General features: G+C 37.7%; 21 protein-coding genes. 10 read left to right on the top strand and 11 right to left on the bottom strand.

Annotated elements, in window-relative coordinates; genetic code table 11:
• Positions 1-230 precede the first annotated feature (230 nt).
• On the top strand, positions 231-1,352 hold the full coding sequence (locus MM213_RS11220) for an AAA family ATPase (RefSeq protein ID WP_241412319.1): 1,122 nt from the start codon (positions 231-233) through the stop codon (positions 1,350-1,352).
• Between the two features lie 190 nt (positions 1,353-1,542).
• Here the strand turns inward: MM213_RS11220 and MM213_RS11215 are convergent, their stop codons facing one another.
• The 4 genes from MM213_RS11215 to pdhA form a co-directional block, all read right to left on the bottom strand.
• Positions 1,543-2,862 carry an aspartate kinase gene (locus tag MM213_RS11215; protein WP_241412317.1) on the bottom strand — a complete coding sequence of 440 codons (1,320 nt, stop codon included), beginning with the start codon at positions 2,860-2,862 and terminating at the stop codon, positions 1,543-1,545.
• Between the two features lie 345 nt (positions 2,863-3,207).
• A complete protein-coding gene (gene ribH / locus MM213_RS11210; RefSeq protein WP_241274389.1) occupies positions 3,208-3,684 on the bottom strand; it encodes a 6,7-dimethyl-8-ribityllumazine synthase in 477 nt (158 codons plus the stop codon).
• An 84-nt stretch (positions 3,685-3,768) separates the two neighbouring features.
• Positions 3,769-4,476 (bottom strand): tetratricopeptide repeat protein, encoded by a 708-nt coding sequence (locus MM213_RS11205; protein WP_241412315.1) that lies wholly within the window; start codon positions 4,474-4,476, stop codon positions 3,769-3,771.
• A 413-nt stretch (positions 4,477-4,889) separates the two neighbouring features.
• Positions 4,890-5,909, bottom strand: a complete 1,020-nt coding sequence (gene pdhA / locus MM213_RS11200) for a pyruvate dehydrogenase (acetyl-transferring) E1 component subunit alpha (protein WP_241412314.1) — start codon at positions 5,907-5,909, stop codon at positions 4,890-4,892.
• A gap of 104 nt (positions 5,910-6,013) precedes the next feature.
• Here pdhA and recF point away from each other — a divergent pair, with 104 nt between their 5' ends.
• Positions 6,014-7,123 (top strand): DNA replication/repair protein RecF, encoded by a 1,110-nt coding sequence (gene recF, locus MM213_RS11195; RefSeq protein WP_241412312.1) that lies wholly within the window; start codon positions 6,014-6,016, stop codon positions 7,121-7,123.
• Here the strand turns inward: recF and MM213_RS11190 are convergent.
• Complete coding sequence (locus MM213_RS11190; protein ID WP_241412561.1) at positions 7,117-7,533, bottom strand: DoxX family protein; 417 nt, start codon at positions 7,531-7,533, stop codon at positions 7,117-7,119. The two genes, recF and MM213_RS11190, sit on opposite strands and share 7 nt — an antisense overlap.
• Before the next feature lie 309 nt (positions 7,534-7,842).
• On the opposite strand from MM213_RS11190, the gene MM213_RS11185 reads away from it, so the two are divergent.
• Positions 7,843-8,982 (top strand): TlpA family protein disulfide reductase, encoded by a 1,140-nt coding sequence (locus tag MM213_RS11185; protein WP_241412310.1) that lies wholly within the window; start codon positions 7,843-7,845, stop codon positions 8,980-8,982.
• A 73-nt stretch (positions 8,983-9,055) separates the two neighbouring features.
• Here the strand turns inward: MM213_RS11185 and MM213_RS11180 are convergent, their stop codons facing one another.
• Positions 9,056-9,961 carry a nucleotidyltransferase family protein gene (locus MM213_RS11180; protein WP_241412308.1) on the bottom strand — a complete coding sequence of 302 codons (906 nt, stop codon included), beginning with the start codon at positions 9,959-9,961 and terminating at the stop codon, positions 9,056-9,058.
• A gap of 466 nt (positions 9,962-10,427) precedes the next feature.
• Between MM213_RS11180 and MM213_RS11175 the strand changes: the two genes are divergently transcribed.
• Positions 10,428-10,766 carry a P-II family nitrogen regulator gene (locus tag MM213_RS11175; protein WP_241412306.1) on the top strand — a complete coding sequence of 113 codons (339 nt, stop codon included), beginning with the start codon at positions 10,428-10,430 and terminating at the stop codon, positions 10,764-10,766.
• 65 nt (positions 10,767-10,831) lie between these two features.
• Positions 10,832-12,064: an ammonium transporter gene (locus MM213_RS11170; RefSeq protein ID WP_241412304.1), complete on the top strand. Its 1,233-nt coding sequence runs from the start codon at positions 10,832-10,834 to the stop codon at positions 12,062-12,064.
• Between the two features lie 250 nt (positions 12,065-12,314).
• Here the strand turns inward: MM213_RS11170 and nadC are convergent, their stop codons facing one another.
• Together nadC and MM213_RS11160 are read right to left on the bottom strand one after the other, a co-directional pair.
• Positions 12,315-13,175, bottom strand: coding sequence for a carboxylating nicotinate-nucleotide diphosphorylase (gene nadC, locus MM213_RS11165; RefSeq protein ID WP_241412302.1), 861 nt, complete (start codon positions 13,173-13,175; stop codon positions 12,315-12,317).
• Positions 13,176-13,215: 40 nt separating this feature from the next.
• Complete coding sequence (locus tag MM213_RS11160; RefSeq protein WP_241412300.1) at positions 13,216-13,617, bottom strand: DUF4783 domain-containing protein; 402 nt, start codon at positions 13,615-13,617, stop codon at positions 13,216-13,218.
• Between the two features lie 225 nt (positions 13,618-13,842).
• Between MM213_RS11160 and gpmI the strand changes: the two genes are divergently transcribed.
• Genes gpmI through MM213_RS11145 form a run of 3 tightly spaced genes read left to right on the top strand, consistent with a single transcriptional unit; the run spans position 13,843 to position 16,569 of the window.
• On the top strand, positions 13,843-15,366 hold the full coding sequence (gene gpmI, locus MM213_RS11155) for a 2,3-bisphosphoglycerate-independent phosphoglycerate mutase (RefSeq protein ID WP_241412298.1): 1,524 nt from the start codon (positions 13,843-13,845) through the stop codon (positions 15,364-15,366).
• Positions 15,366-15,923 (top strand): hypothetical protein, encoded by a 558-nt coding sequence (locus tag MM213_RS11150; protein ID WP_241412296.1) that lies wholly within the window; start codon positions 15,366-15,368, stop codon positions 15,921-15,923. The genes gpmI and MM213_RS11150 overlap by 1 nt, the downstream gene beginning before the upstream one ends.
• A gap of 49 nt (positions 15,924-15,972) precedes the next feature.
• Positions 15,973-16,569 carry a hypothetical protein gene (locus MM213_RS11145; protein WP_241412294.1) on the top strand — a complete coding sequence of 199 codons (597 nt, stop codon included), beginning with the start codon at positions 15,973-15,975 and terminating at the stop codon, positions 16,567-16,569.
• 193 nt (positions 16,570-16,762) lie between these two features.
• Here the strand turns inward: MM213_RS11145 and MM213_RS11140 are convergent, their stop codons facing one another.
• From MM213_RS11140 to MM213_RS11130, 3 genes are all read right to left on the bottom strand, one after another.
• Positions 16,763-18,268, bottom strand: a complete 1,506-nt coding sequence (locus MM213_RS11140; RefSeq protein ID WP_241412292.1) for a sodium:proton antiporter — start codon at positions 18,266-18,268, stop codon at positions 16,763-16,765.
• A 193-nt stretch (positions 18,269-18,461) separates the two neighbouring features.
• Complete coding sequence (locus tag MM213_RS11135) at positions 18,462-19,688, bottom strand: Glu/Leu/Phe/Val dehydrogenase dimerization domain-containing protein (RefSeq protein WP_241412290.1); 1,227 nt, start codon at positions 19,686-19,688, stop codon at positions 18,462-18,464.
• A 149-nt stretch (positions 19,689-19,837) separates the two neighbouring features.
• Positions 19,838-20,902 (bottom strand): anhydro-N-acetylmuramic acid kinase, encoded by a 1,065-nt coding sequence (locus MM213_RS11130; protein WP_241412288.1) that lies wholly within the window; start codon positions 20,900-20,902, stop codon positions 19,838-19,840.
• Between the two features lie 143 nt (positions 20,903-21,045).
• On the opposite strand from MM213_RS11130, the gene MM213_RS11125 reads away from it, so the two are divergent.
• Together MM213_RS11125 and bamG are read left to right on the top strand one after the other, a co-directional pair.
• Entirely contained in the window at positions 21,046-21,771 is a 726-nt protein-coding gene (locus tag MM213_RS11125; RefSeq protein WP_241412286.1) for a type III pantothenate kinase, read from the top strand.
• Positions 21,755-23,035 carry a BamG family beta-barrel-assembly machinery protein gene (gene bamG / locus MM213_RS11120; protein WP_241412284.1) on the top strand — a complete coding sequence of 427 codons (1,281 nt, stop codon included), beginning with the start codon at positions 21,755-21,757 and terminating at the stop codon, positions 23,033-23,035. Before MM213_RS11125 ends, bamG begins: the two co-directional genes overlap by 17 nt.
• Positions 23,036-23,043: the final 8 nt, after the last annotated feature.

Here is a 23,043-nt window from a genome sequence, read left to right as displayed (position 1 = left end):
CGGATGAACGATTTGTGTTTCTATTGTTGTCTCATAAGCTGTTGTCTGCTGACGAGTATCCGCAACTTACATAGCTGCTTCCTACCAAGCGTGCAACTTTGCGGATACCCATATTTTATGAATTCTGCTCATTGGTTAATTTCAACAGAATACCTGACAGGACTTATCTAAATGAAATTGAAATCTGATGCATAAAATACAGAGAAGCAAGAATATAAACAATTAGCCTAATGAAAAAGCCCGACAATCCCTTTGTGTTGAATACTTATCATGGAAAAGCTTATTTCTGTGACAGGGAAGATGATTTGATAGCTCTTCAAGAACATATCAAAAATGGCAGAAATGTAGTTTTGTATGCTTGGAGAAGGCTTGGCAAATCAGCTTTGGTTCATCGGTTTTTTGAAGAACTGGAAGGCTCGGGTGATTATGAAACTTTGTATGTTGATTTTTTGGGAGCTATTTCTATGGAAGATGCGGTTAAGGAATTGTCAAGTGCGGTTTTTGAGCGTTTTGGAAAGAATAAATCTGGCATCAATGCTACTATCCAAAAATTGATTTCTTCCATTGGGGCGACAATAAGTTTTGACCCTATTTCGGGGACTCCGACTTTGAACTTAGGATTGAGTCCATCGGGCAACGAAGAGCAATCACTCCATGCCTTGGGAGAATTTTTGGATCAGAGGAAGAAAAGAGTGGTAGTTGCAATTGATGAATTTCAGCAAGTGGCTACCTATAGCGAGACGAATGCAGAGGCAATGTTCAGGACTTGGGTTCAAAAATTTCCCAGCATCAGGTTTATATTTTCCGGAAGTCACAGGGGGATGATGGCGGAGATGTTTTTAGAGAAAAACAGGCCTTTTTATCTCAGTGCACAATTGCTTTCATTGGATCCGATTCCTTTTGAAAAATATAATCCTTTCATTCAAGCGCATTTCAGGGCAAAGAGAAAGATGATTTCAGAGGAGATTATCAAATCTATTTTGGACTGGTCAAGAGGGCAGACTTATACGATTCAATTGATCTGTAATTATCTCTATGCGCAATGTCAAGAAGTGAAGGAAGCGGATGTTCAGCGGGTGAAGACTGATATTTTGGCACAACACCAGGCGATTTTTGCGAATTTCCCAAAGATGCTGACCAAGACGCAGTGGAAAGTATTTCAGGCTATTGCCAAAGAGGAACCTTTGAGGAACCCACTTTCGAAAGAATTTATCAGTAAATATCGATTGGGAGCAGCAAGTACTGTAAGTACTGCTATCAAATCTCTCCAAAAGCAAGAGCTAGTGATTGAAGACGATGGTGTTTTTCTTGTGCATGAAGTACTTTTGGCCAGATGGATGGCTAGGTTGTAAAGAAAAAAATCCCCTTTCAGATAAATGATCATCCGAAAGGGGATTTATTGTTTTTAGCTTACTAGTGTCGTGCTAACAGCAAATTGGTGACGGGTACAAATATGAGTTAAGCATCCCTTACGCTTAACATTTAACATTTCGGCCCATGCTTATTGATGTATGCAACTCATTATTATAGCACTAACTTTATTTACCATTCAAAGAGGCCAGCATTGAGGCTTTTCAATGCAGGATTTTTGAATTGGGCATCTACAAGTAGGGATACATTGTGTCTGCTTCCGCCATATGACACCATTCTGATAGGATATTCTGTGAGGCAATTCATGATTTGGGCAATGCTCCCTTCAGATTCTGCAATCAAGTTACCGACTACAGAAATAATCGCTTGGTTTTGATCTACTTCGACTGCACCATAAGCTTCAAGTTCCCTTACTATATCCGAAAGGTGGGATAGATCATCGATAGTTACCGAAACAGCCACCTCAGAAGTAGTGATCATATCGATGGAAGTTTTGTATTTTTCAAAAACCTCAAATACTTTTCTCAAAAACCCATATGCCAAAAGCATTCTGCTGGATTTGATTTTGATCGCTGTGATGCCGTCTTTTGCGGCCAAAGCTTTTACACCTGTACCTTGCTCTTTGGCAGTGATTGTAGTGCCAGGAGCATCAGGCTCCATCGTGTTTAGCAATTTTACTGCAATATTATATTGTTGGGCTGGCCAAATGGATGCTGGGTGCAGAATTTTTGCTCCGAAATATGCCAACTCAGCAGCTTCATCGAAAGACAATTGGGCGATAGGCCTTGTTTTATCCACGATCCTAGGGTCATTGTTGTGCATACCATCGATATCAGTCCAGATTTCGACCACATCTGCATTGATAGCTGCTCCAATTAGGGAAGCAGAATAATCTGATCCACCTCTTTTGAGGTTGTCCACCTCATTTCTATGGTTTTTGCAGATATATCCTTGGGTTACGAAAATACTTTCTTCAGGATAATTGCTAATGATGCTTTTCAGTTTCTCAGAGATTTTTTTCAATTCCGGCTCGTGGTTCTCATCGATACTCATGAAGTCCAATGCTGGTAAAAATACTGCTGGCACATCAAGCTCCTGAAGTAAAGTATAAAACAACTTCGTCGAAAGGAGCTCTCCTTGTGCTAGGATATCTCTATTGATGGCTTCATTAAATGAAATTTTCAAAATGATATTCAAAAACTCAAAATGCTCTGCAATGATCTTTTCAGCTTTCTTTTGTGCAGATTCTGAATTCAACAACTCTTTGTAAAAAGTCAAATAGTGCTTGTGCAAAGTATCAATTCTTTCCTTAGCAAGCTCTTTGTTGGCATCAGCCAAAGCTTCTCCAATTCCTACAAGTGCATTTGTAGTTCCTGATAGAGCCGAAAGCACTACGATTTTCTTTTGATTGTCTCTTGTTATCAGCTCTTTTACTTGATGCATTCTTTCGGGTCTGCCAACTGAGGTCCCCCCGAATTTCATTATTTTCATGGTATGTATTAGGTTTGAGGTTGTTTTTTGATTCAAAATACTCTTTTGTGTAAGGCCTTACATCGTCCGTGCCTATGGCACTTTATAAACTCTCTCGAATACTTAATCCCGGCAAAAAATTGCCGGTCTAATATTTCGGTCATGCCTACGGCATTTTTTTAATGTCCTGAAATAAGTTGACACTTTTTCTTATTGTTTTTCATTTCAATCCTAAATACCTGTTAGTCCAAGTAAAGAGAATTCTCTCCCGAATGCTTTCGGTATCGAGGTGACGTAGTCGTAAAAAACAAACTCAACCCTCGCTTTTCGTTTCTTGACTCTCGCTTCTTGACAATTTTTGTCTCCTTAAAACCCAAGCATCTTCACAGCGGTAATAGCTGCTTCGTCTCCTTTGTTTCCGTGCTTTCCTCCGGATCTATCGAGTGCTTGTTGCATTGTGTCGGGAGTCAAAACTCCAAAAATGACAGGTTTGTTATATTTCAAGCTTACATTGGTGATTCCATGTGCCACTGCATCACAGATAAAATCAAAATGACGGGTTTCTCCTTGGATCACACAACCCAAACAGATTACGGCATCTATTTCTTCGATTTCAGCAAGCCATTGCGCACCAAGAGTCAATTCAAAAGAGCCTGGAACATTTTTCTTGAAGATGTTTTCTTTTTTTGCGCCATGTTTTAAGAGTGTTTCTACAGCCGCTGTGTACAATGAACCTGTAACTTGGTCATTCCATTCTGATACTACAATTCCAAATTTCTTGGTGGAGATATCAAGGAGGTTTTTGTCAGTATATTGACTTAAGCTTTTCAAGGAGGATGCCATGACTTTTTGTTTAGTTTGGATTAATAAAAAAAAGAGTAAGACCAGCGGGTCTTACTCTTCCTTAATGCTATAAATTATGAAGCATTACTTAGAGGCAAGACCTTCCAAGCGTGCTTTATGCTTTCGTGCGTTTGTAAACTCGTAAGATTCGAAGTATTTTTCTTCAATAGTTTCGTAGGTTTTGATGGCATTGGCATTATCACCAGCTTCTTCATAAGCCACCGCCAATTTGTTCAAATAACGTGGGGTGAAAAACTTGTTTTCTCTTTCTGAAGCAGCTTTTTTGTAAGCTGAAATAGCTTCTTTAGTGTTTCCAAGTTCAAGATATGCATCGCCTAACAATGAATATGCTTTCGCTTGAACAAAATAGTCACTAGCAGAGAATTTTTTCAAATGATCTACAGCTTTTTCAAATTGACCTTCTGAAAGGTAAATAGAGCCTATGTAGAAGTTTGAAAGATTTGCGGCATCTGTTCCAGAATACTTTTCAGCGATTTTCAAAAAGCCTGCATTTGATCCGTCGCCATTCAAAGCTAAGTCAGTTTGGTCTTGTTCGAAGTAATATACCGCTTGGAACATTTCTTCCTGACCTTTTTCATTTTGGTTTTGCTTGTTGATTTGCAAAAACAAGATTCCTGCTATAGCGATAACAACAGCAATTAAGATTCCTCCGAAGATTTTTGAATTTTGTCTTACAAAATTTTCTCCTCTTTCTAATCTACTTGCAATTACCTCTGGGTTTTCCAGTAATTCGTAATCTACTTCGCTATTTTTTGTTTCTTTCTTAGCCATTCTATTAAAATTATTGGCGCAAAGATATATTTCTTTAATACAAATGCAAAGCCATTGAACCAATACCTAAGATTCTGCGAATAAAAAATGCAGAAATATGCGAAAATGCTGCTAAGAATGACTTTTCTTTTTAGGCTTTCGAAATTTCTTTCGGGTGAAAATTCAGATTTTCGAATTGAGACATAAAAAATATGTATATCTGCAATGTTGAAGGTTAGGTAAAAATGAGACTTTAAATGTGACGGATACTTGTCAATCGTCGAAAGCCCATACTTGTGTGCTGCGGCGTAGTCAAAAGTACTTGAAATCTTTTCCGACAATCTATTGCTTGGCTATTTGCATTAAATGTGGATATGCTTAATAAAAAAAGCCCTTGAAAAAATTCAAGGGCTCAAATTGCATTTGTGAACAAATTACTCCATTACAAATGGATAATCTTCCTGCTTGTAGATGTCTTTGAATGCATCTTGTCCATCAGGCCAAGGAGATTCTTCTGCAAATTTCACAGAGTCATCAACTTGCTTTTTCACCTTCTTATCGATTTCTTTGATCTCTTCTTCGGTCAATATTTTATTGTCCAAGATGGTCGCTTTCACTTGAGCGATAGGATCTCTTTCTTTGTATTCCTCTACTTCTTCACGCGTTCTGTATTTCTGAGGATCGGACATTGAGTGTCCTTTATATCTGTAGGTTCTGAATTCCAATAATGTTGGGCCATCACCTTTTCTTGCTCTCTCTGCGGCTTCAGCTACGGCTTCATGGATTGCTTCTACATTCATTCCGTCCACTGGGAAAGAAGGCATGTCATAAGCTTCGCCAATTTTGTATAGCTCAGTAACATTGGATGTTCTGGCTACAGAAGTACCCATTGCATAGCCATTGTTTTCTATCACAAAAATCACTGGAGTTTTGTATAGCATAGCCAAGTTGAATGCTTCATGAACAGCTCCTTGTCTTACTGCACCATCACCCATGTGACAGATACAAAGGTTTTTGGTGCCTTGGTATTTTTCGGCAAACCCGATACCTAGTCCCATTGGAACTTGCGCACCAACGATTCCATGACCTCCCATGAAGTTTCTTTCTTTGTCAAAAATGTGCATGGATCCACCTTTTCCTTTCGTAGTTCCGGTAGCTTTACCATACAGTTCAGCCATTACTGCACCTGGATCGGTACCAAGACCTAGTGGGTGAGCATGGTCTCTGTAGGCAGTGATCCATTTGTCATCTTTTTCCAATGCTGTGATTGCTCCAGCCGCACAAGCCTCTTGACCTATATATAAATGACAAAATCCTCGAATTTTTTGCTGACCATATAATTGACCTGCTTTTTCTTCAAACCTTCTCATTAACAACATACTTTCATACCAGAAAGCATACGTTTCTTTGGAGTATTTTGCTTTCGACTTTGCAGCCGTGCTCTTCTTTGCCATATCGTTTATTGTAAAATATGCTAAATTAGGACTCAAATATAATCAAATGGGCTGAAAATTAAGTCCGAATGCGAAAATAGTCAAAAACCCTACAGTTTCTAAAAATGTACCTGAAAAATCTCCATCTCAATCAATTTAAAAATTACCAGAAGGCTAAATTGGAGTTTTCTGAAGAGATAAATTGCTTGGTAGGAATCAATGGATCAGGTAAAACCAACCTTTTGGATGCAATTCACTATCTATGTCTTACCAAAAGTGCTATCAACTCTCAGGACAATCAAAATATTTTGCACGAGAAAGATTTTTTTACAGTTTTTGGGGAGTTTTCTAAGGGTGAAAAAATTCTAGAGATTCGATGTGTGGTGGAAGCGGGCAAGAAGAAACAGCTGATCCAAAACGGAAAGGCTATTGAAAAAATGAGTGAGCATATCGGGCTGCTGCCTGTGGTAATGATTGCACCGGATGACACTATGCTTATCAAGGATGGGAGTGAAGAAAGAAGGAGGTTTTTTGACAACATGCTTTGTCAGTTGGACAAAAGCTATCTTGAGAATTTGGTACGCTATCAGCATTTTCTCAAACAAAGAAATGCATTGATGAAGCAGTTCTCAGATTCAGGAAGATTCAATAAAGGCTTACTAGAACCATATGATTTGGAGATTATACAACTATCCAAAGCAGTAGCTTCAGCCAGGGAAGGATTTTTGAAGGATTACAAACCACTTCTGTTAGAGCATTATGCTAATATATCCGGTAAGCGTGAGGATGTTAATATCCAATATTTGACAAGTTGCCTCTCTGATTCATTTGAAATTGAATTTATTCAAAACCATCAAAAAGACCTTATCTTAAAGAGGACAACACTCGGGGTTCATAAAGATGATTTTGTATTTGAAATAGATGGATATCCGATTAAAAAATTTGGTTCTCAAGGTCAGCAGAAATCCTTCGTAATCGCTCTAAAATTGGCACAATTTGAGATTTTCCATACGATGAAAGGGGTAAAGCCTGTGCTGCTTTTGGATGATATTTTTGATAAACTTGATGATTTTAGGATAGAAAAGCTAGTGAATTTGGTGGCAGACCATAGATTTGGACAGCTCTTTATCACAGATGCTAGACCTGAGCGATCTAAGGCAATATTAAACGCCATAGATGCCCAGACTAACTTTTTTATGGTGAGTAATGGTGTGGTATCGATTTGGGATCAGTAACCTTTTTTGGTTTTTATTTGTCCGTCGACTGACAATTTTCCTGGTCCCAACAAAAACAAACTAACAAACACTGTCAAATAGAGCAGTGACATTTCTTGTACTGCAAATGGATCATCACCATGTGCTATAAATGCAGCTACACACATAGTTATAATTAATGGAATCAAGGTAATTCTTGTCAAAAAGCCAATAGCCAGAAACAAGGCACAAAAGAATTCTGCAAAAATCACCAATTGTAAAGAGATTGCTGGACCTAATCCAATTGGGTCAGGGAAAGATTGTAGCTTGGCGCTGAAGTCTGAAAGCTTTGACCAACCATGAGTGGCCATCATTAAGCCTGCACCAGCCCGTAAAACTAAAAGAGCGATATCTTTGAACAAACTTTGACTGTAGAAGAAGATTTTTTTCATCATTTTAAAGTGTTTCGGATGTGTGTTTTAAAGTGATTTATGATTAGTAAACATAGAAAATTCCTGATTTATAAGTCTATTTTTAATCTAGTTTATTAAACGACAAATTTAATAATACATGTATTTAGGAATAGTAAATTTGCTTATAGCTACTTGTAATGTGAAGCTAATGAACTTGTAGAAAGTCCAATTGGTTTTGAGGTACTGAAGCGATTAGTGATTTTATTTTCAAACTCTTTGTCGATAAACCATTTTGATTTTCTAACTTTCAAAGCTGAATTTGAAGCTATCAATTTAACACCATATCTCATGAACACACAATTAAATCGATTAAAAATTACATTATTTTTGTTTTTAGGAGTATTTTTTAGTTTATCGGTAAATGCACAAGATTATTCTGAATCCTATGTGAACTACATGTCTGATTTGGAAAAATATGTGAAAGATGATTTGTATGGAAAAGTCAGTTCTGTGCTTTATGATGTAGAAGAGGCGCCCTTACAAGAAGATTATCTTAGTTTTGTGAAAGAAATTCAGAAAGAAATCAACAAGTTTTACACAGATCGTTCTGCAGACTTGTCCTTGGAAGAAAGAATGGAAGTTACATCCTTCAAGCATACTATGTTGGTTCAGCTTGGGGAACTGTATCTTGATAGATCACAGGAGATGGCAGTAGAAGAAAGGTTGGAATTTTTCAAAAAATACTTATCTGAGACAAGCCTGCAACATTCAATAGAAAACTTGACGGATGATTTGGCAAGGTCAATTATGATGGCTTTACATTCAGCATTGAAGGTGCCCTTTGGGATATCCAATTCCAGTGTGTCTGATTATATTTTTGAGCTGCCGAAAGAAGAAAGAGAGTTGCTTTGGGGATCATATATACTAAATGATGTTTTGATGCTAACTCGTAGCTACGAGGAAATAGAAGAGACTTTGAAAGACTTCAAGTCAACTTATCCACAGTCTGGATATATTCAAAATATGGATGAGGGCTTGGCTTCAATGGAGAAGTTGAAAACAGGTGCTTTGGTTGAGGATTTTCAATTCGCTAATTTGGAAGGTGAGGCTGTGAAGTTGTCTGATTATGAGGATAAAATTATCTATTTGGATCTTTGGGCTAGTTGGTGTGGGCCTTGTATCAATACCTTTAGGACAAAAACTCCTGATTTTGAAAAGGCATTACGCGAATATGAAGATATCGTGTTGATGTATATTTCGGTAGATGATCAACCTGATCCATGGAAAAATTACCTGGATAAAAACCAAATGCGTGGAGTTCATCTTTATGCGGGCAAAGGTTTTGAAGCAGAGATCATGAAGTATTTTAAAGTGTGGGGTATCCCTAGATACTTAATAATCGGCAAAGGCAATAAATTGGTGAATGTCAATGCCCCTAGGCCAGGTGAGGAAGCGATAGAAGAATTGATAAATTTGAGAGGGATTTGAAATTTTTCTAAATAAAATAGGCTCTCAAAATTTTTTGAGAGCCTATTTTAATTTTTGGATATTATAATTGAGGTTAAGCCCAAAGGTTTTCTGGATATTCACCTTCTTCATGTAGTTTTTTCAACGAAGCGATTACTACAGGTTTATCTTCTGTATATGTTACACCAAACCATGTTTTGCCACCTTCGAGTACTTCTACGGCTGCTTCCCCATTTTCAATCAATGTATTTGCTACCAAAGGGATAAAAAATTCCGATTTGATGTTTTCTTTGTTTGCAGGCAGGAATTCTTCCCACATTTTCTCAATATTGCTGAATACAGCATTATGAAAGCCCCAGAAATTCATTGAAACAGGTGTTCCTTCAGGAATTTCTATAGACTCACCGTCTCCGTTTGCAATAATTTTTCCATTCTCTCTTGAGATTGCTGTTCTTTCTACCATGCCTACCAGTTGATTTGAATCATTCATAGAACAAACACCTCGGCTTACTGTACCATGATCTGATAGCACATTTTGGATCGCATAACCTACCATAGCGTGTAGATTGTTCTGAACTCCATTTGTCAGAAATTTCCCCAAAACTTCAAAAGCTTCCTTACCATAGAAATCATCTGCATTGATCACTGCAAATGGTTCTGCAATTGCATCTTTTGCACAAAGGACAGCATGCGCTGTGCCATAAGGTTTTACCCTTTCTGGATTTTGGAATTCCTCAGGTACAAAAGATGTCAAAGATTGAAGGACAAAGTCAACTTCGATTTTGCCTTCGATTTTAGGAAGAAATTTTTCCTTGGCAATTTCCAAGATCTCTTCCCTTACAATAAATACAACTTTACCGAAGCCACCTCTGATGGCATCATAAATAGAGTATTCCAAAATCGTTTCGCCATTGGGCCCGAAGCCGTCAATTTGTTTGTTTCCACCATATCTACTGCCCATTCCAGCAGCTAGAACCAAAAGTGTTGGTTTGTTTTGCATAACTTATAAAAGGATGATTAAAATTTCACACCCTCAAATTTACCTTTTTCATTTTTCATACAAAGATAATTGTGTAATAATTATTGAATATGAGTATCCTCAATTTTCTTTTTGTGATAGAAAAGACTTTATCAATTCAATTAGTATTGGGTTATGACCCGATACTAAAAGCATGTGCCTCCTGTGTCGATATTGTGTCTCTTTTCTTTATCGCGTCTTTGTCTTGCATCTACCCATCGCGTCCCATTTGTCTCACTGATTTCAATTGAAAGTTTAAAAATTAACCACATTTCAGAAAAATTAATGTTTAGATAAAAAATTTTAATTCGAAAAATATCCAAAAATCATTTTTTTAACATGAATTGAGTCAAAAATGGTTTAAAAATAAACCAAGTTTACTTTTTTTGTAAATTTTGTTTTACATTAGCGTCTATAATTCAAGAAAACCACTAATTCTTTGACTAAAATGAAAAAAATAGAAGCAATCATTAGAACATCCAAATTCCAAGATATCTACAAATGTGTAGCAGGACTTGGGGTGAAGTTTCTTTCCTTTTATGATGTAAAAGGAATGGGTCTAGAGCATGCTCGTCCGCAGACCTATCGTGGGGTGGCATTTGAGCCATCTTATATTCCAAGAACCAAAATCGAAATCGTGACTACAGAGGATTTGGTGGAATCAGTGGTCAATTGCATCCTGACAGAAGGAAAGACAGGGGAAGTTGGAGATGGGAAAATCTTCATTTCGGATGTGATAGAAGCTTATAGAATCAGAAATGATGACCAAGGAGAATCTGCCCTTTAATATTGTCTAATTGATTTGCAAAAAAAATACCTAATTACCTATTTCAACCTAACCTATACAAACCTATGAATCAAGAAATGTTTACCATAAACAACCTCTGGATGATGGTAGCCACCATATTGGTTTTCATCATGCACCTCGGTTTCGCCAGTTTGGAAGCCGGGCTTACCAGAGCTAAAAATACTGTCAACATCCTTTTTAAAAATACGATCATCCCAGCTATAGGTCTTTTGACTTATGCATTTATCGGCTTTAACCTTATGTATCCAGGAGACGACTTCGTTGGGAGTTTTTTTGGATTGGGAGGAATCGGAATCTCACTTCCTGAAGGTTGGGATACCTTTGCATACAATGAAGGTTATACTTTTTTCACTGATTTTATATTTCAGGCTATGTTTGCCGCTACCGCTGCCACGATAGTCTCTGGTGCAGTAGCTGAGCGTGTCAAATTGGGTCCATTCATTTTCTTTTCCATACTTTATGTGGGTATAATTTATCCAATAGTAGGTATGTGGAAATGGGGAGGTGGATTTTTGGATACATTAGACACTCCTTTTTACGACTTTGCAGGTTCCACTATCGTACACTCAGTAGGTGGATGGGGAGCTTTGGTAGGAGCATATCTTCTAGGTCCAAGAATTGGGAAATATACAGAGAAAGGCATGAGTGCTATTCCAGGGCACAATATCCCAATGGCTACTATAGGCGTATTTTTACTTTGGTTTGGCTGGTTCGGATTCAACGGTGGATCTGTACTTACCGCTGATCCGGGAACAGTTTCTTTGGTTTTTGTGACTACAGCCATTGCTGGAGCTTCAGGTGCTTTTGGAGCATTAGTCGCATCATATTTGAAATTCAAAACTTATGATATCACCATGGTGCTCAATGGTATTTTGGCAGGCCTTGTTGGGATTACAGCTGGAGCAGACATGATGAGTGTTGGAGAATCTGCGATAATTGGATTCATAGGTGGTACACTTGTGGTCTTTGCAGTAGTTTTCTTTGATCGAATCAAGATTGATGATCCTGTTGGAGCGATTTCAGTCCACTTGATCGGTGGTATTTGGGGGACGCTTGCAGTAGGTCTTTTTGGAGATTTGGCAAGTATGAGCCAAGTATGGTCTCAGTTAATAGGTATAGCAGTAGTAGGAGCATTCTGCTTTGTGACTAGCTGGTTGATCTTCTTCACGATGAAGCGCACTGTAGGAATCAGAGTCGATGAAAGGGAAGAAGTAGAAGGGTTGGACATCAATGAGCACAGCATGCGTGCATATCCAGATTTTGCAACAAAAGATTAAAACAGCCATATTTCATCCATTAAAGGGCCTTTCAATTCTGGAAGGCCTTTTTTGGTTTTGGTGAAAGGAGAGGCGAGAAGCTAGAGGAGGGACGAGAGATGTAAGACAAAATTGAGGCAAAATGCATTAACCCCAATGGGCCTGCCTAGCCTCAGACAGGGTTGAACTTCTTGAATCAATAAGAAAAAGTGTCAAGTATTTTCAGGACGTGAAAAATACGATCAACATTGCCTAGCTTTTGAGCTAATTATCAAAAAGCTTTCAAACTGATATCCATACTTTTTACCTGATGTGTCAGTGCTCCCACAGAAATAAAATCTACACCACATTCGGCTACATTGGCAAGAGTAGATTCGGTGATTCCTCCAGATGCTTCCAGTGCGTATTTGCCATTGACCATTTTCACAGCTTCACGCATCGTGTCATAATCCATATTGTCAAGCATGATGTAATCTATTCCTCCAACTCGAAGAACCTCGGCTACTTCATCAAGGTTTCTGGTTTCTACTTCGATTTTCAAATCTAGGTTGTTTTCTTGAAGGTACTTTTTTGTGGTTTTGATCGCAGTTTCTATTCCACCAGCAAAATCTATATGATTGTCTTTGAGCATTACCATGTCATATAATGCAAATCTATGGTTCAACCCACCACCAAGTACCACTGCCCATTTTTCCATCATCCTAAAATTTGGAGTGGTTTTTCTGGTATCCATAAGCTTCGCCTTTGTGTGCGCTATCAATTTTGTCAAATGGTGAGTCTTGGTAGCAATCCCACTCATGCGCTGCATACAGTTCAGAACAAGCCTTTCTGTCGTTAATATTGAAGCAGCTTTTCCTTTGACTGTCAGGCCAATATCTCCTGAGCTTACCAAGGCCCCATCGTCTTTGAGCAACGTGACTTCCAAAGAAGGATCAAACTGATTGAAAATTTTCTCAGCCAAAGCCAAACCTGCAATGACACCATCTTCTTTGATCAAAAGTTGAGCTTGGCCAATTTTGTCAGTAGGGATGGAAGACAAAGAAGAATAATCTCCTGGTCCTACATCTTCTAGAAGTGCTTGTTCAATAAATTGTCGGATTCGCGACTCGGTCAGATAGGGTAAGTTTTTCACGTCGCAAAAGTAAGAAATTAAAATATGATTAGGTCAATTATCAATACTTGATAATCTCTAAACTGTAAATTCTAAACTCTTCTTCTTGGAGTTTTCCCTTCAGAAGAATCCTATAAGATTCTCCCATAGAGGTGTAAGTACCAATGTAATGTTTGATTTGATCACCTGAAAATCCTTCATGAATGATTTCAAAATTTTCAGGAGGGTATTTTTTAAAAAAATCCCGAATCACCAATTCAGCTTGGTTTTTCGAGTATTCTCCCTGATTTCCATTTATATTTAGTTCCACTCCGTTTTCAAAAAATCTAGCCAAATCTTTGCTCGAACCATTTTTTAGTGAAGCAAAAATAACTTCATTTTCATAGAAAGGAGCAGCGACGGTAAATAAAGAAAGACTGCCTAGGGTGAGGAGGCAAAATATGACGGGCAATAACTTTTTCATAATTATGACAAAAGGCAAATTTTGAGCCAATTTATCGAAAAAGTCTAATTTACTCAAACGGAACTTTGATTCTCTTTAAATCTGTTAATACTTTTTTATTATTGTCCTGATTTTCAGAAGTAAGCCAAAATTTTTTCGTTCTTTATTGAAATGCTTAAGAAGAATAATCATTTTTACGAGATATTGAGTTGAGTTAAACCTATTAGAAAAACCTATATTTGCAATATGAAGAAGAAAGTTATACTGATGATTTTGGATGGATGGGGAATTGCCCCTAATCCCAGCGTTTCAGCTATCGACAAAGCGAATACACCATTTGTAGATAGTCTTTTTGAAAAATACCCTCACTCTAAATTAGAAGCTTCAGGTCTTGCAGTTGGACTTCCCGAAGGCCAAATGGGTAACTCGGAAGTTGGACACATGAATATTGGTGCTGGTAGAGTCGTCTATCAGGATCTTGTAAAAATCAACAAGGCGGTTTCGGAAGGGGATTTGAATGAAAATCCTGTTTTGAAAGAAGCATTTTCATATGCCAAAGAGACTGGGAAGAAAGTCCATTTTATTGGTTTGGTATCAGACGGTGGAGTTCATGCACATTTGAATCATTTGAAAGGACTCTGTGATGCAGCAAAAGCCAATGGACTTAGCCAAGCTTTTATCCACGCTTTCACAGATGGTAGAGATACCGATCCGAAAGGAGGTTTGAATTATCTTGAAGACTTACAGGCACATTTGGAACATTCAGTTGGGGAGATTGCATCTGTAGTAGGTAGATATTACGCAATGGATCGTGACAATCGTTGGGAGCGCGTCAAGCTTGCTTATGATGCAATGGTACTCGGAGAAGGTGAAATGTCCAAAAATATCCTGACTTCCATCAAAAAATCCTATGAAAATGGTGTCACCGATGAATTTATCAGACCAATAGTCAAAGCTAATGCGCAAGGAAAACCATTGGCATTGATTGAAGAAGGAGATGTAGTTATTTGTTTCAATTTCAGGACTGATAGAGGCAGGGAAATCACACAAGTTCTTACACAAAAGAACTTTGAGGATTACAAAATGAGGAAATTGAATCTCAATTATATAACATTCACAAGTTACGACGAAACATTTGCTGGTGTAAAAGTTCTTTTTGAAAAGGATAACCTACAAAATACACTTGGTGAAGTTTTGGCTGAAAACGGCAAAAAACAAATCAGGATCGCAGAGACCGAAAAATATCCACATGTGACTTTTTTCTTCTCAGGAGGAAGAGAAAAAGTTTTTGAAGGAGAGTCTAGAATTCTTTGCCCTTCTCCGAAAGTGGCCACTTATGATTTGAAGCCAGAGATGAGTGCTTTCGAAATAGCTAATAAGATCAAACCAGAATTGAAGAAAAAAGAGGTGGACTTCGTTTGTCTTAATTTTGCCAATCCGGATATGGTGGGCCACACAGGTGTTTTTGATGCAGCTGTTAAAGCGTGTGAAGCTGTTGACAAATGTGCCGAAGATGTAATTACACATGCCTTGGCAAATGGATATACTACCATTGTAATTGCTGACCATGGTAACTCAGATGTGATGATCAATGAAGATGGGTCACCAAATACTGCACATACAACAAACCTAGTTCCTTGCATCATGGTAGATGATCAAGATCGATTGGAAGTAAAAGATGGAAAATTGGGAGATTTGGCTCCAACTATTTTGACTTTGCTAGATGTAAAAATTCCAGAGGAAATGACTGGTGACATATTATTGAAATAATGATTAAAAATACATGCTTTTTTTTCTTGTTGGCTTTTCTGATGTCTTGCCAACCTGAAAATACCAATAAGGAGGATTTCGATCCTCCTTATTTTAGATTACAAGAGTTCATAGAAAATCAAGCCGAATCGCTTGTAGGAAAGCAGTTGGCAAAAGAAATTCAATTCAATACTTCCAAGGAAAATGTTGACATTGATCCAACTAAAGAAGAATGGCTCGAGGAGTTGGATTTTTTTATGCAAGCAGATATCAACAGACCGTCTTTGGCACAAGCCTACTTCATTGAAAAGTCTGAAAATCAAATTTCTTATTCTTTGAAAAAGGGTGAAAAAAGTAAAGTGAAGTTCCTCAAAGTCCAATTTTATGGAGCTGATAAACCAAAAATGATTGAGTTTTTGATAGGTTCCGAAAATACTTTTTATAGCTCAAATACTGAGGGTTGGCTTCAGGTAGATGAAAGCACCAATCTAGTAACAAAGTTTGAAGTAAAAGGCGAACAAAAAGTTGTGTTTCTAGACCCAATAATTATGGTTTTAAATGGACAAGTCAATAATTGATGAATTAAGAATATGAATATATTTGTTGCTGAATCCTTAGCAAAAATATATGAAGCTCTTATCTATCTACTTGTTCCTTATTTTTGGCATAATTTTAAATTCAAATGCACAGCAAAATATAGAATGGTCTCCTGATGTAGTTCTGGAATTTTCTGATTTCAAATCGAAAAGAACAAAGATAGATCCATCTATCGATAGTTATTTGATTCAGGCTGGTTCCAAAATTGATTTCTTGATCAACATGACCAACGCGGAGTTTATGTTTACAAAAAATTTTAACTCCAAAGTTACCGCAATTTTTAGCCCAAATGCATCATTGATCATAGCTCCTAATGACGAAATAGCAAATAGCTTAATGAACTTTGCCAGATATCAATTTGACCTAACCGAGCTATATTCAAGAAAATTCAGGAAAATGCTTTATGAAAACAAAGGAACATTTTCCAATATTTCTTATATCATGCCTTTGTACGAGAGAATTCAAGAGGAATTGGTCGAACGAAGTGGAGAAGCAGGTGATATTTCCAATCTGGGCATCCATGCGGATGAACTTGAAAGGTTCCATTTAGCTGTCAAGCTTGAGCTTACTGACTATGAGGATTATTGTAAGACTTGCACACCTCCCAAGAATAAAAAGAAGAAGTGATTTTCATGCATTTTTCCTGAATTCCCAAAACCCTCATAGAGTTCATTCAATCAGCGATTCATTAATGTCTTTTCAATTTCACTTTTTTGAGACTTTTAAAAGCCTGGGGACGAACTATACCTCGTAGGCTAGTGGACTGAATTATTATTTTCAGCTAAGTCAACCAATAACTCAGTCCACTATTCACCTTGTATTATACAAAGGCAAAGAAAAGCAACCAAATGATTATCAACACTGGGAGAAGAATAGGTATTGAAAACCTGATTATATACCCAAAGAATGAAGGCATTTTTATTCCGCTTTGCTCAGCGATAGATTTCACCATAAAATTCGGTCCATTTCCAATGTAAGTCATCGCTCCAAAGAATACAGCGGCTAGGGATATTGCCATCAATTCAAATGCAGAATCATCATAATTATCCATTGCAAAGTCTTTGACCATTGCGACATTGCTAATTTCAGCTCCTTGGGAAGCCATCGCTGCTGCTAGAAAGTTAAGATAAGTTGGTGCATTGTCTAAAACACCCGACAAGATCCCAGTTCCCCAATACAAAGTATTGTGTGTGATCAACTCAGCTCCTTCAGGAGATTTCGCAAAATTCCCTACCAATTCCAAAGCTGGCATCATCGTTCCGAAAATACCAATAAAGATAAATGCCACTTCCCTGATGGGCTCAAAATTGAACTCGTTGCCTTTGATGGCTTTTTGATCTGCAAATCGGAAGGAGAAATATGCAACAGAAAGCATTATGATTTCTCTCAAAAATGAAAACTTCTGCCCGTCATAGCGGATGGCAGGAACCCAGTCAATGACATTTGGATCCAAGAATACAGATGCAATCACAATTGCTAGCCACAGGAAATTCTTGGCACCAATCAATGCAAATTTATTGGTGTAAGTGATTACCTCCAGTTCATCTTCATTGATTTTGCCATATTTCTTATCGATAAAATAAAAGACAACTGCAAGGATGGCAAGTGCAACAATCCAAGCAGGCCAATTATGTTCTAAGGTCCAAAAGAAAGGTATTCCCTTTAAAAATCCCAAGAAAAGAGGTGGGTCACCGATAGGTGTGAGAGAACCACCAATATTGCTCACCATAAAGATGAAGAATATGATGTGATATGCTTGAATATTGCCCTTATTCAACCTTATAAAAGGTCTAATTAGTAACATGGAAGCTCCTGTTGTTCCGATAAGGTTTGAAATCAAAGCACCAACCAATAGTAAAGTCACATTGGCCATTGGTGTGGATTTTTTATCAATCTCTATCAAAATCCCACCTGATGCGATGTATAAGGAAGCCAAAAGGGCGATAAATTGTACATATTCTGCCAACGCATGCACCGGGCCATGCACATTGCCTAATACAAACAGATAATAAAATACTACCAAGACGGCAAGACCAACTGCTACTTTTGGGTAATTGTGATGCCAAAAGTGTTCGTAGAATAACGGTCCAGTAGCTATCATTAACAACAAAAGTACAAACGGTACCACAAGCCAAGCAGGAGCATCATGATGATGATCTTCCTGCGCATTGTCGTGGATATGAGCTGCCACACTTGTAATTGGATCGTCTTGTGAAGCGCTGTCTAATTCTTCGGTTTGCGCATTTGTTTGTGCATTGACTAAAGGAATATTACAAACAAAGAAAATTCCGAAAAGCAGCATAAATGCAGCGATAAAATTCTTCATTCAAAGGTTTTTATAGGGTATATCAAAAGATTAAAATAATTTCCAGTTTTTTCTTCTCTTTGTGGATTTACGGTCTCAGAAGAATTAATCCTGCTAAACTACTTATTTTGAATGAAAAGCGCTAACGAAAATGAAACAGCCAGTAACAATTAATGTAAAATTAACTGTTACTGACTGATGATTGGTTAATTTGTTACACAAGCTGCTTTAAGGCTATTTCAAAAGATGCCTGCGCAATTCTCGTTTTTTCTTGGTTTGTGCTGTGGGTCTTTTTAAGAGCCTTGGAAATCGTCTTACTTACATCCTTAAAAATCCCATCATCGGTCATCTCTACTTTGTCAGACATGAGGTATGCAAAAACCCTTGCCATTCCACAGTTTGCAATAAAATCAGGGATTACAGACACTTTTTCGTCTGCCCACATTCCAGTTGGACCAAAGAATATCTCAGGGTCTGAAAACGGAACATTTGCTCCACAAGATATTACTTCCAAGCCTGCCTTGACCATTCTTTCTACTTGATCTCTATTGACCAAGCGTGATGCTGCTGCAGGGATAAAAATTTCAGACTTAATATCCCAGATTTTACTGTTGATTTCTTCAAAGCTAAGCATGTTTTCAGCAATGAGTTTATTTCCCTCTCTTTTGATAAATAGTTCCCTTACTTCATCAAGGCTAAATCCTTCTTCGTTTATCAATCCGCCATCTCTATCAATAATACCTACGATTTTTACTCCTTCTACAGCGAGGAAGCAAGCTGCAGCAGCGCCTACATTACCCCATCCTTGGATAACTGCTTTTTTTCCTTTTAACTGTCCGCCCCATATTTTATAATAATGACGTACTGCTTCGGCTACACCAAATCCAGTGATCATATCAGCTACAGTATATTTTTTTGGTCCGTTTGGAGTGTAATCTGGATCTTCTAATACCTTTGATACTCCTTGACGAAGTTGACCGATTTTTCTGATTTTTTGTGGTTCGGTAGCATGAAAGTGTCCATTCACCACACCTTCCTGTGGATGCCAAAGTCCGTATGATTCTGTGATTGGAATCACTTCGTGGATTTCATCAATGTTAAGGTCACCACCTGTTCCGTAGTAATTTTTCAACAAAGGCATGACTGCTTTGTACCATCTTTTTAATACATCAGGCTTTCTTGGATCGTTTGGATCAAAGTTGATCCCTGATTTTGCACCACCTATGTTTGGTCCTGAGACGGTAAATTTCACCTCCATTGTTTTGGCAAGCGACTCAACTTCCCTTTTGTCCAATCCTTTTCTCATTCTTGTGCCACCACCGGCAGCTCCTCCTCTTAGTGAATTGATCACTACCCAACCCTCCGCTTCAGTTTCACTGTCACTCCATTCGAATACTATCTCAGGCTGCTTATTCTCAAATTTCTTGAGTAAATCTTTCATGTCTCTTATTATTTGGGGTTATAATCTTAGACAAAAATAGAAATATTTGAGACATAGACATTCTTAATAATTGAGATATTGAAGAATATGATTATCTACAATAACACCAACAGTTAAATTTTTCAAAAAAACACTTTATAACCCCTTTCTTAAACTAGGCCAAAAATCATCCCTCCGCAACTGTCATTGCTTGCACCTGTGACAGATGCCAGACAATTATTCTCATTTCGTAACCTCAGCACCCCCAAAAATGCAAAAATCATTGCTTCTTTGAAATTGATCAAATCTGGGTCTGATTCAGGAATTAAGATCTCGGTGCCAAGTTCATTTTTCAATTCTTCTACAAAAAAGGTATTGAAAGCACCACCGCCTGTAAGCAGTATTTTTCCTTTCGAAATTGGGATTACCAATTTTATCTGTTGGACTGTATGTGCAATGATTGTTCTCAATTTATCTTTTGTATCAACTGCATCATCGGATTCTAGTATCTCAAAAAAACCATCCAAATCTTCTCTTCCAAGAGATTTTGCACCTTTGATATTATAATAAGGATGAGCGTTTAGTTTTCTCAAAATCTCTGAAGCGATTTTTCCTGATCTAGCTATATTTCCACCTTTATCATAAGGCATGTTCAAGGTCTTTGCATAATGATTTAGTAGGAGATTGAAGGGACAAATGTCAAAAGCTTTCATTTGATCGCCTTCTTCCATGCTGATGTTGGCGATTCCTCCCAGATTGATACAATAATCAAAATCCCGGAACAAAAGCTTATCACCAATAGGCACAAGCGGAGCACCTTGTCCCCCAAGTTGCACATCGAGCATCCTAAAATCGTTGATTACTGGTAATCCCGAAGCAACATGCATCGCCCAGCCATTTCCAATCTGTAGGCTGAGACCTTTTTGTGGTTGATGAAAGACAGTATGGCCATGTGAAGCAATAGCTTGTACTTCAAGTTGATGTTTGGAGACAAACGTCTTTGTGACTTCTCCCATCCATTTTCCAAATCCCACGTCCAAAACATTCAATTCTAAACTAGACATCAAATGGGAGTTGAAAAGCTCTTTTTCGAGTTTTTCGGGAAATGGAATTGTCTCAGATTCCAAAATTTCGAACTTCCATTCAGCTGATTTTGTAAACTTGCAATAGGCAATATCCAGCCCATCACCGGAAGTTCCTGACATCAAGCCTATCAAATGGTATTGTTGAGACATCGTATTGGGTTAATTTTTGTTAAATATTTGAGGATAAAGTTAAAAAAAAACTTTTCAAATCAGTGCTAGATTGAAAATGACTAATTTAGCCGATGCATAGTTTTTGATAAATTCTAAAATCTAAACCAACAAGTTGAAATTAATTGAAACAGCTGATTATTGATATTGGAAATACCAGAATCAAAACTGCCTTGTTTGAGGTAGAGAATATTATTTCTGAAAAAGCCTTTATCCATTTGGAAGAGATGATAGTTTATGTGAAATGTTTGGATTTTGACTATTGCCTTATAAGTTCTGTTAAATACACGGAAGAAGAACTTGCTGCAGCTTTGGACTTTAAGTTTGTTTTCCTGACAGTTCATACCGCAGTACCGATTTCAAATAAATATGGTTCTCCTGATACGTTGGGGGTTGATAGAAAAGCTGCGGTAATCGGAGCAAGGGCATTATTTTCTTCAGGAACCTTATTGTCTATAGATTTGGGAAGTTGCATAACCTATGACTTTCTTACTTCTAATGATGAATACTTAGGAGGATCCATTTCTCCAGGGATGAACATGCGGTTCAAGGCTATGCATCAACAAACGGCAAGACTTCCTTTGGCAGCAATCGAAGAAAATGAAAAAATTAATCTAATAGGAGACAATACCATTTCCGGACTCCAAAGTGGCGTATATCATGGAATACGCTTGGAAATAGAAGGGTTTATAACAGCATATCAGCAACAACATCAAGATTTAAAGGTCATTATTTGTGGAGGAGACTCAAAATTCTTTGAAACCTTAACAAAAGACCACATATTTGTAATCCCCAATTTGGTCCTGTATGGATTGAATAGAATATTAACTTACAATGTCAATAAAAAATAGACTGCGATTTATAGGCGCCATAGGAGCCTTTTTCATATTTACAGAATCTTTTTCCCAATCAAGTGCTTCATCTTACAGTGCACTTGGTCTTGGAGAATTCAATTACAGTGGACTGACTCAAAATCAAGCAATGGGTGGTTTGGGTATTAGTTACGGCAATGTTTTTTCAATTAACAATGTCAATCCTGCACTGGCTTCAAGAAATACTGTTTTCAATTTTCAAGCCGCGATGAACTATCGTTCTGTGAATGCAGCTACTAGTTCACAAAGTGAGAATCTGGATGGTGGAGGTTTGGCCTACTTAGCTTTGTCACTTCCTGTAAAACGCGGAATGTCTTTAGGACTTGGACTGAATCAAATTAGTTCTGTGAATTATAATATAATGGTAAATGGTACTGTCGCTAATTCTGATCTTAGATCGATGAATAGGGTCGAAGGCGATGGTGGTATCACAGAGGCATATCTCTCAACTGGTATTCTCCTAGCAAAGAATCTTAGTTTAGGTATCCATGGTTCATATTTGTTTGGTTCAACTATCAGGACCAATCAATTAACGCTAATTGATACAGCGGGAAATTCCTTTGGAGCAACTTCAGAGTACTACGAGAGGTTTTCTGCTGCCGATGTAGCGGTAAAAGGAGGTTTGCATTACTTTTTTAAAGTTGGCACAAGAAGTAATATTCACCTTGGAGCCATATATCACAAATTTGGAGATGTAAGAGGTAAGCAATTCGCAAAAGTTGGTGATTTGGGTAATGCAAGCAATCCAGATAGGCCAGGAGATGTTATCAATGATAATGACCGAGGAAATATTTTTCTTCCCGATAAACACGGATATGGTATTACTTTCGAAAAAATTAATAAATTTGTTGTTGGACTAGAAGCACAGTTTCAAGATTTTAGCAAATACAGGTCTTTTACTGGAGAATTAGGCGACCTTGGAGAAAGCTTCAAAATTGGGTTAGGAGGGCAGTTTACTCCTGATATTTATTCCCAAGACAATATGCTCAAGAGAGCAACCTACCGAATGGGTTTGGAATATCACCAAACGCCATACATAGTAAGCCAAACACAGGTTACTGATATTGGCATTAATTTTGGTGGCTCCTTACCAGTGAATGCACTGTCCATGGTTAATCTCGCCGTGAAAGTAGGAACGAGAGGTTCTACAGCTAACGGGCTGATTAGAGAAAATTATGTAAACTTTAGTTTAGGCTTCTCTCTAAACGATAACACGTGGTTTTATAAACGATCATTTGAATAAACAAAACA

The sequence above is a fragment of the Belliella alkalica genome (assembly GCF_022549785.1).
Lineage (GTDB): Bacteria > Bacteroidota > Bacteroidia > Cytophagales > Cyclobacteriaceae > Belliella > Belliella alkalica.
The sequence above is the reverse complement of the archived record's forward strand: the minus strand, read 5'-3'. Positions and strand labels throughout refer to the sequence as shown.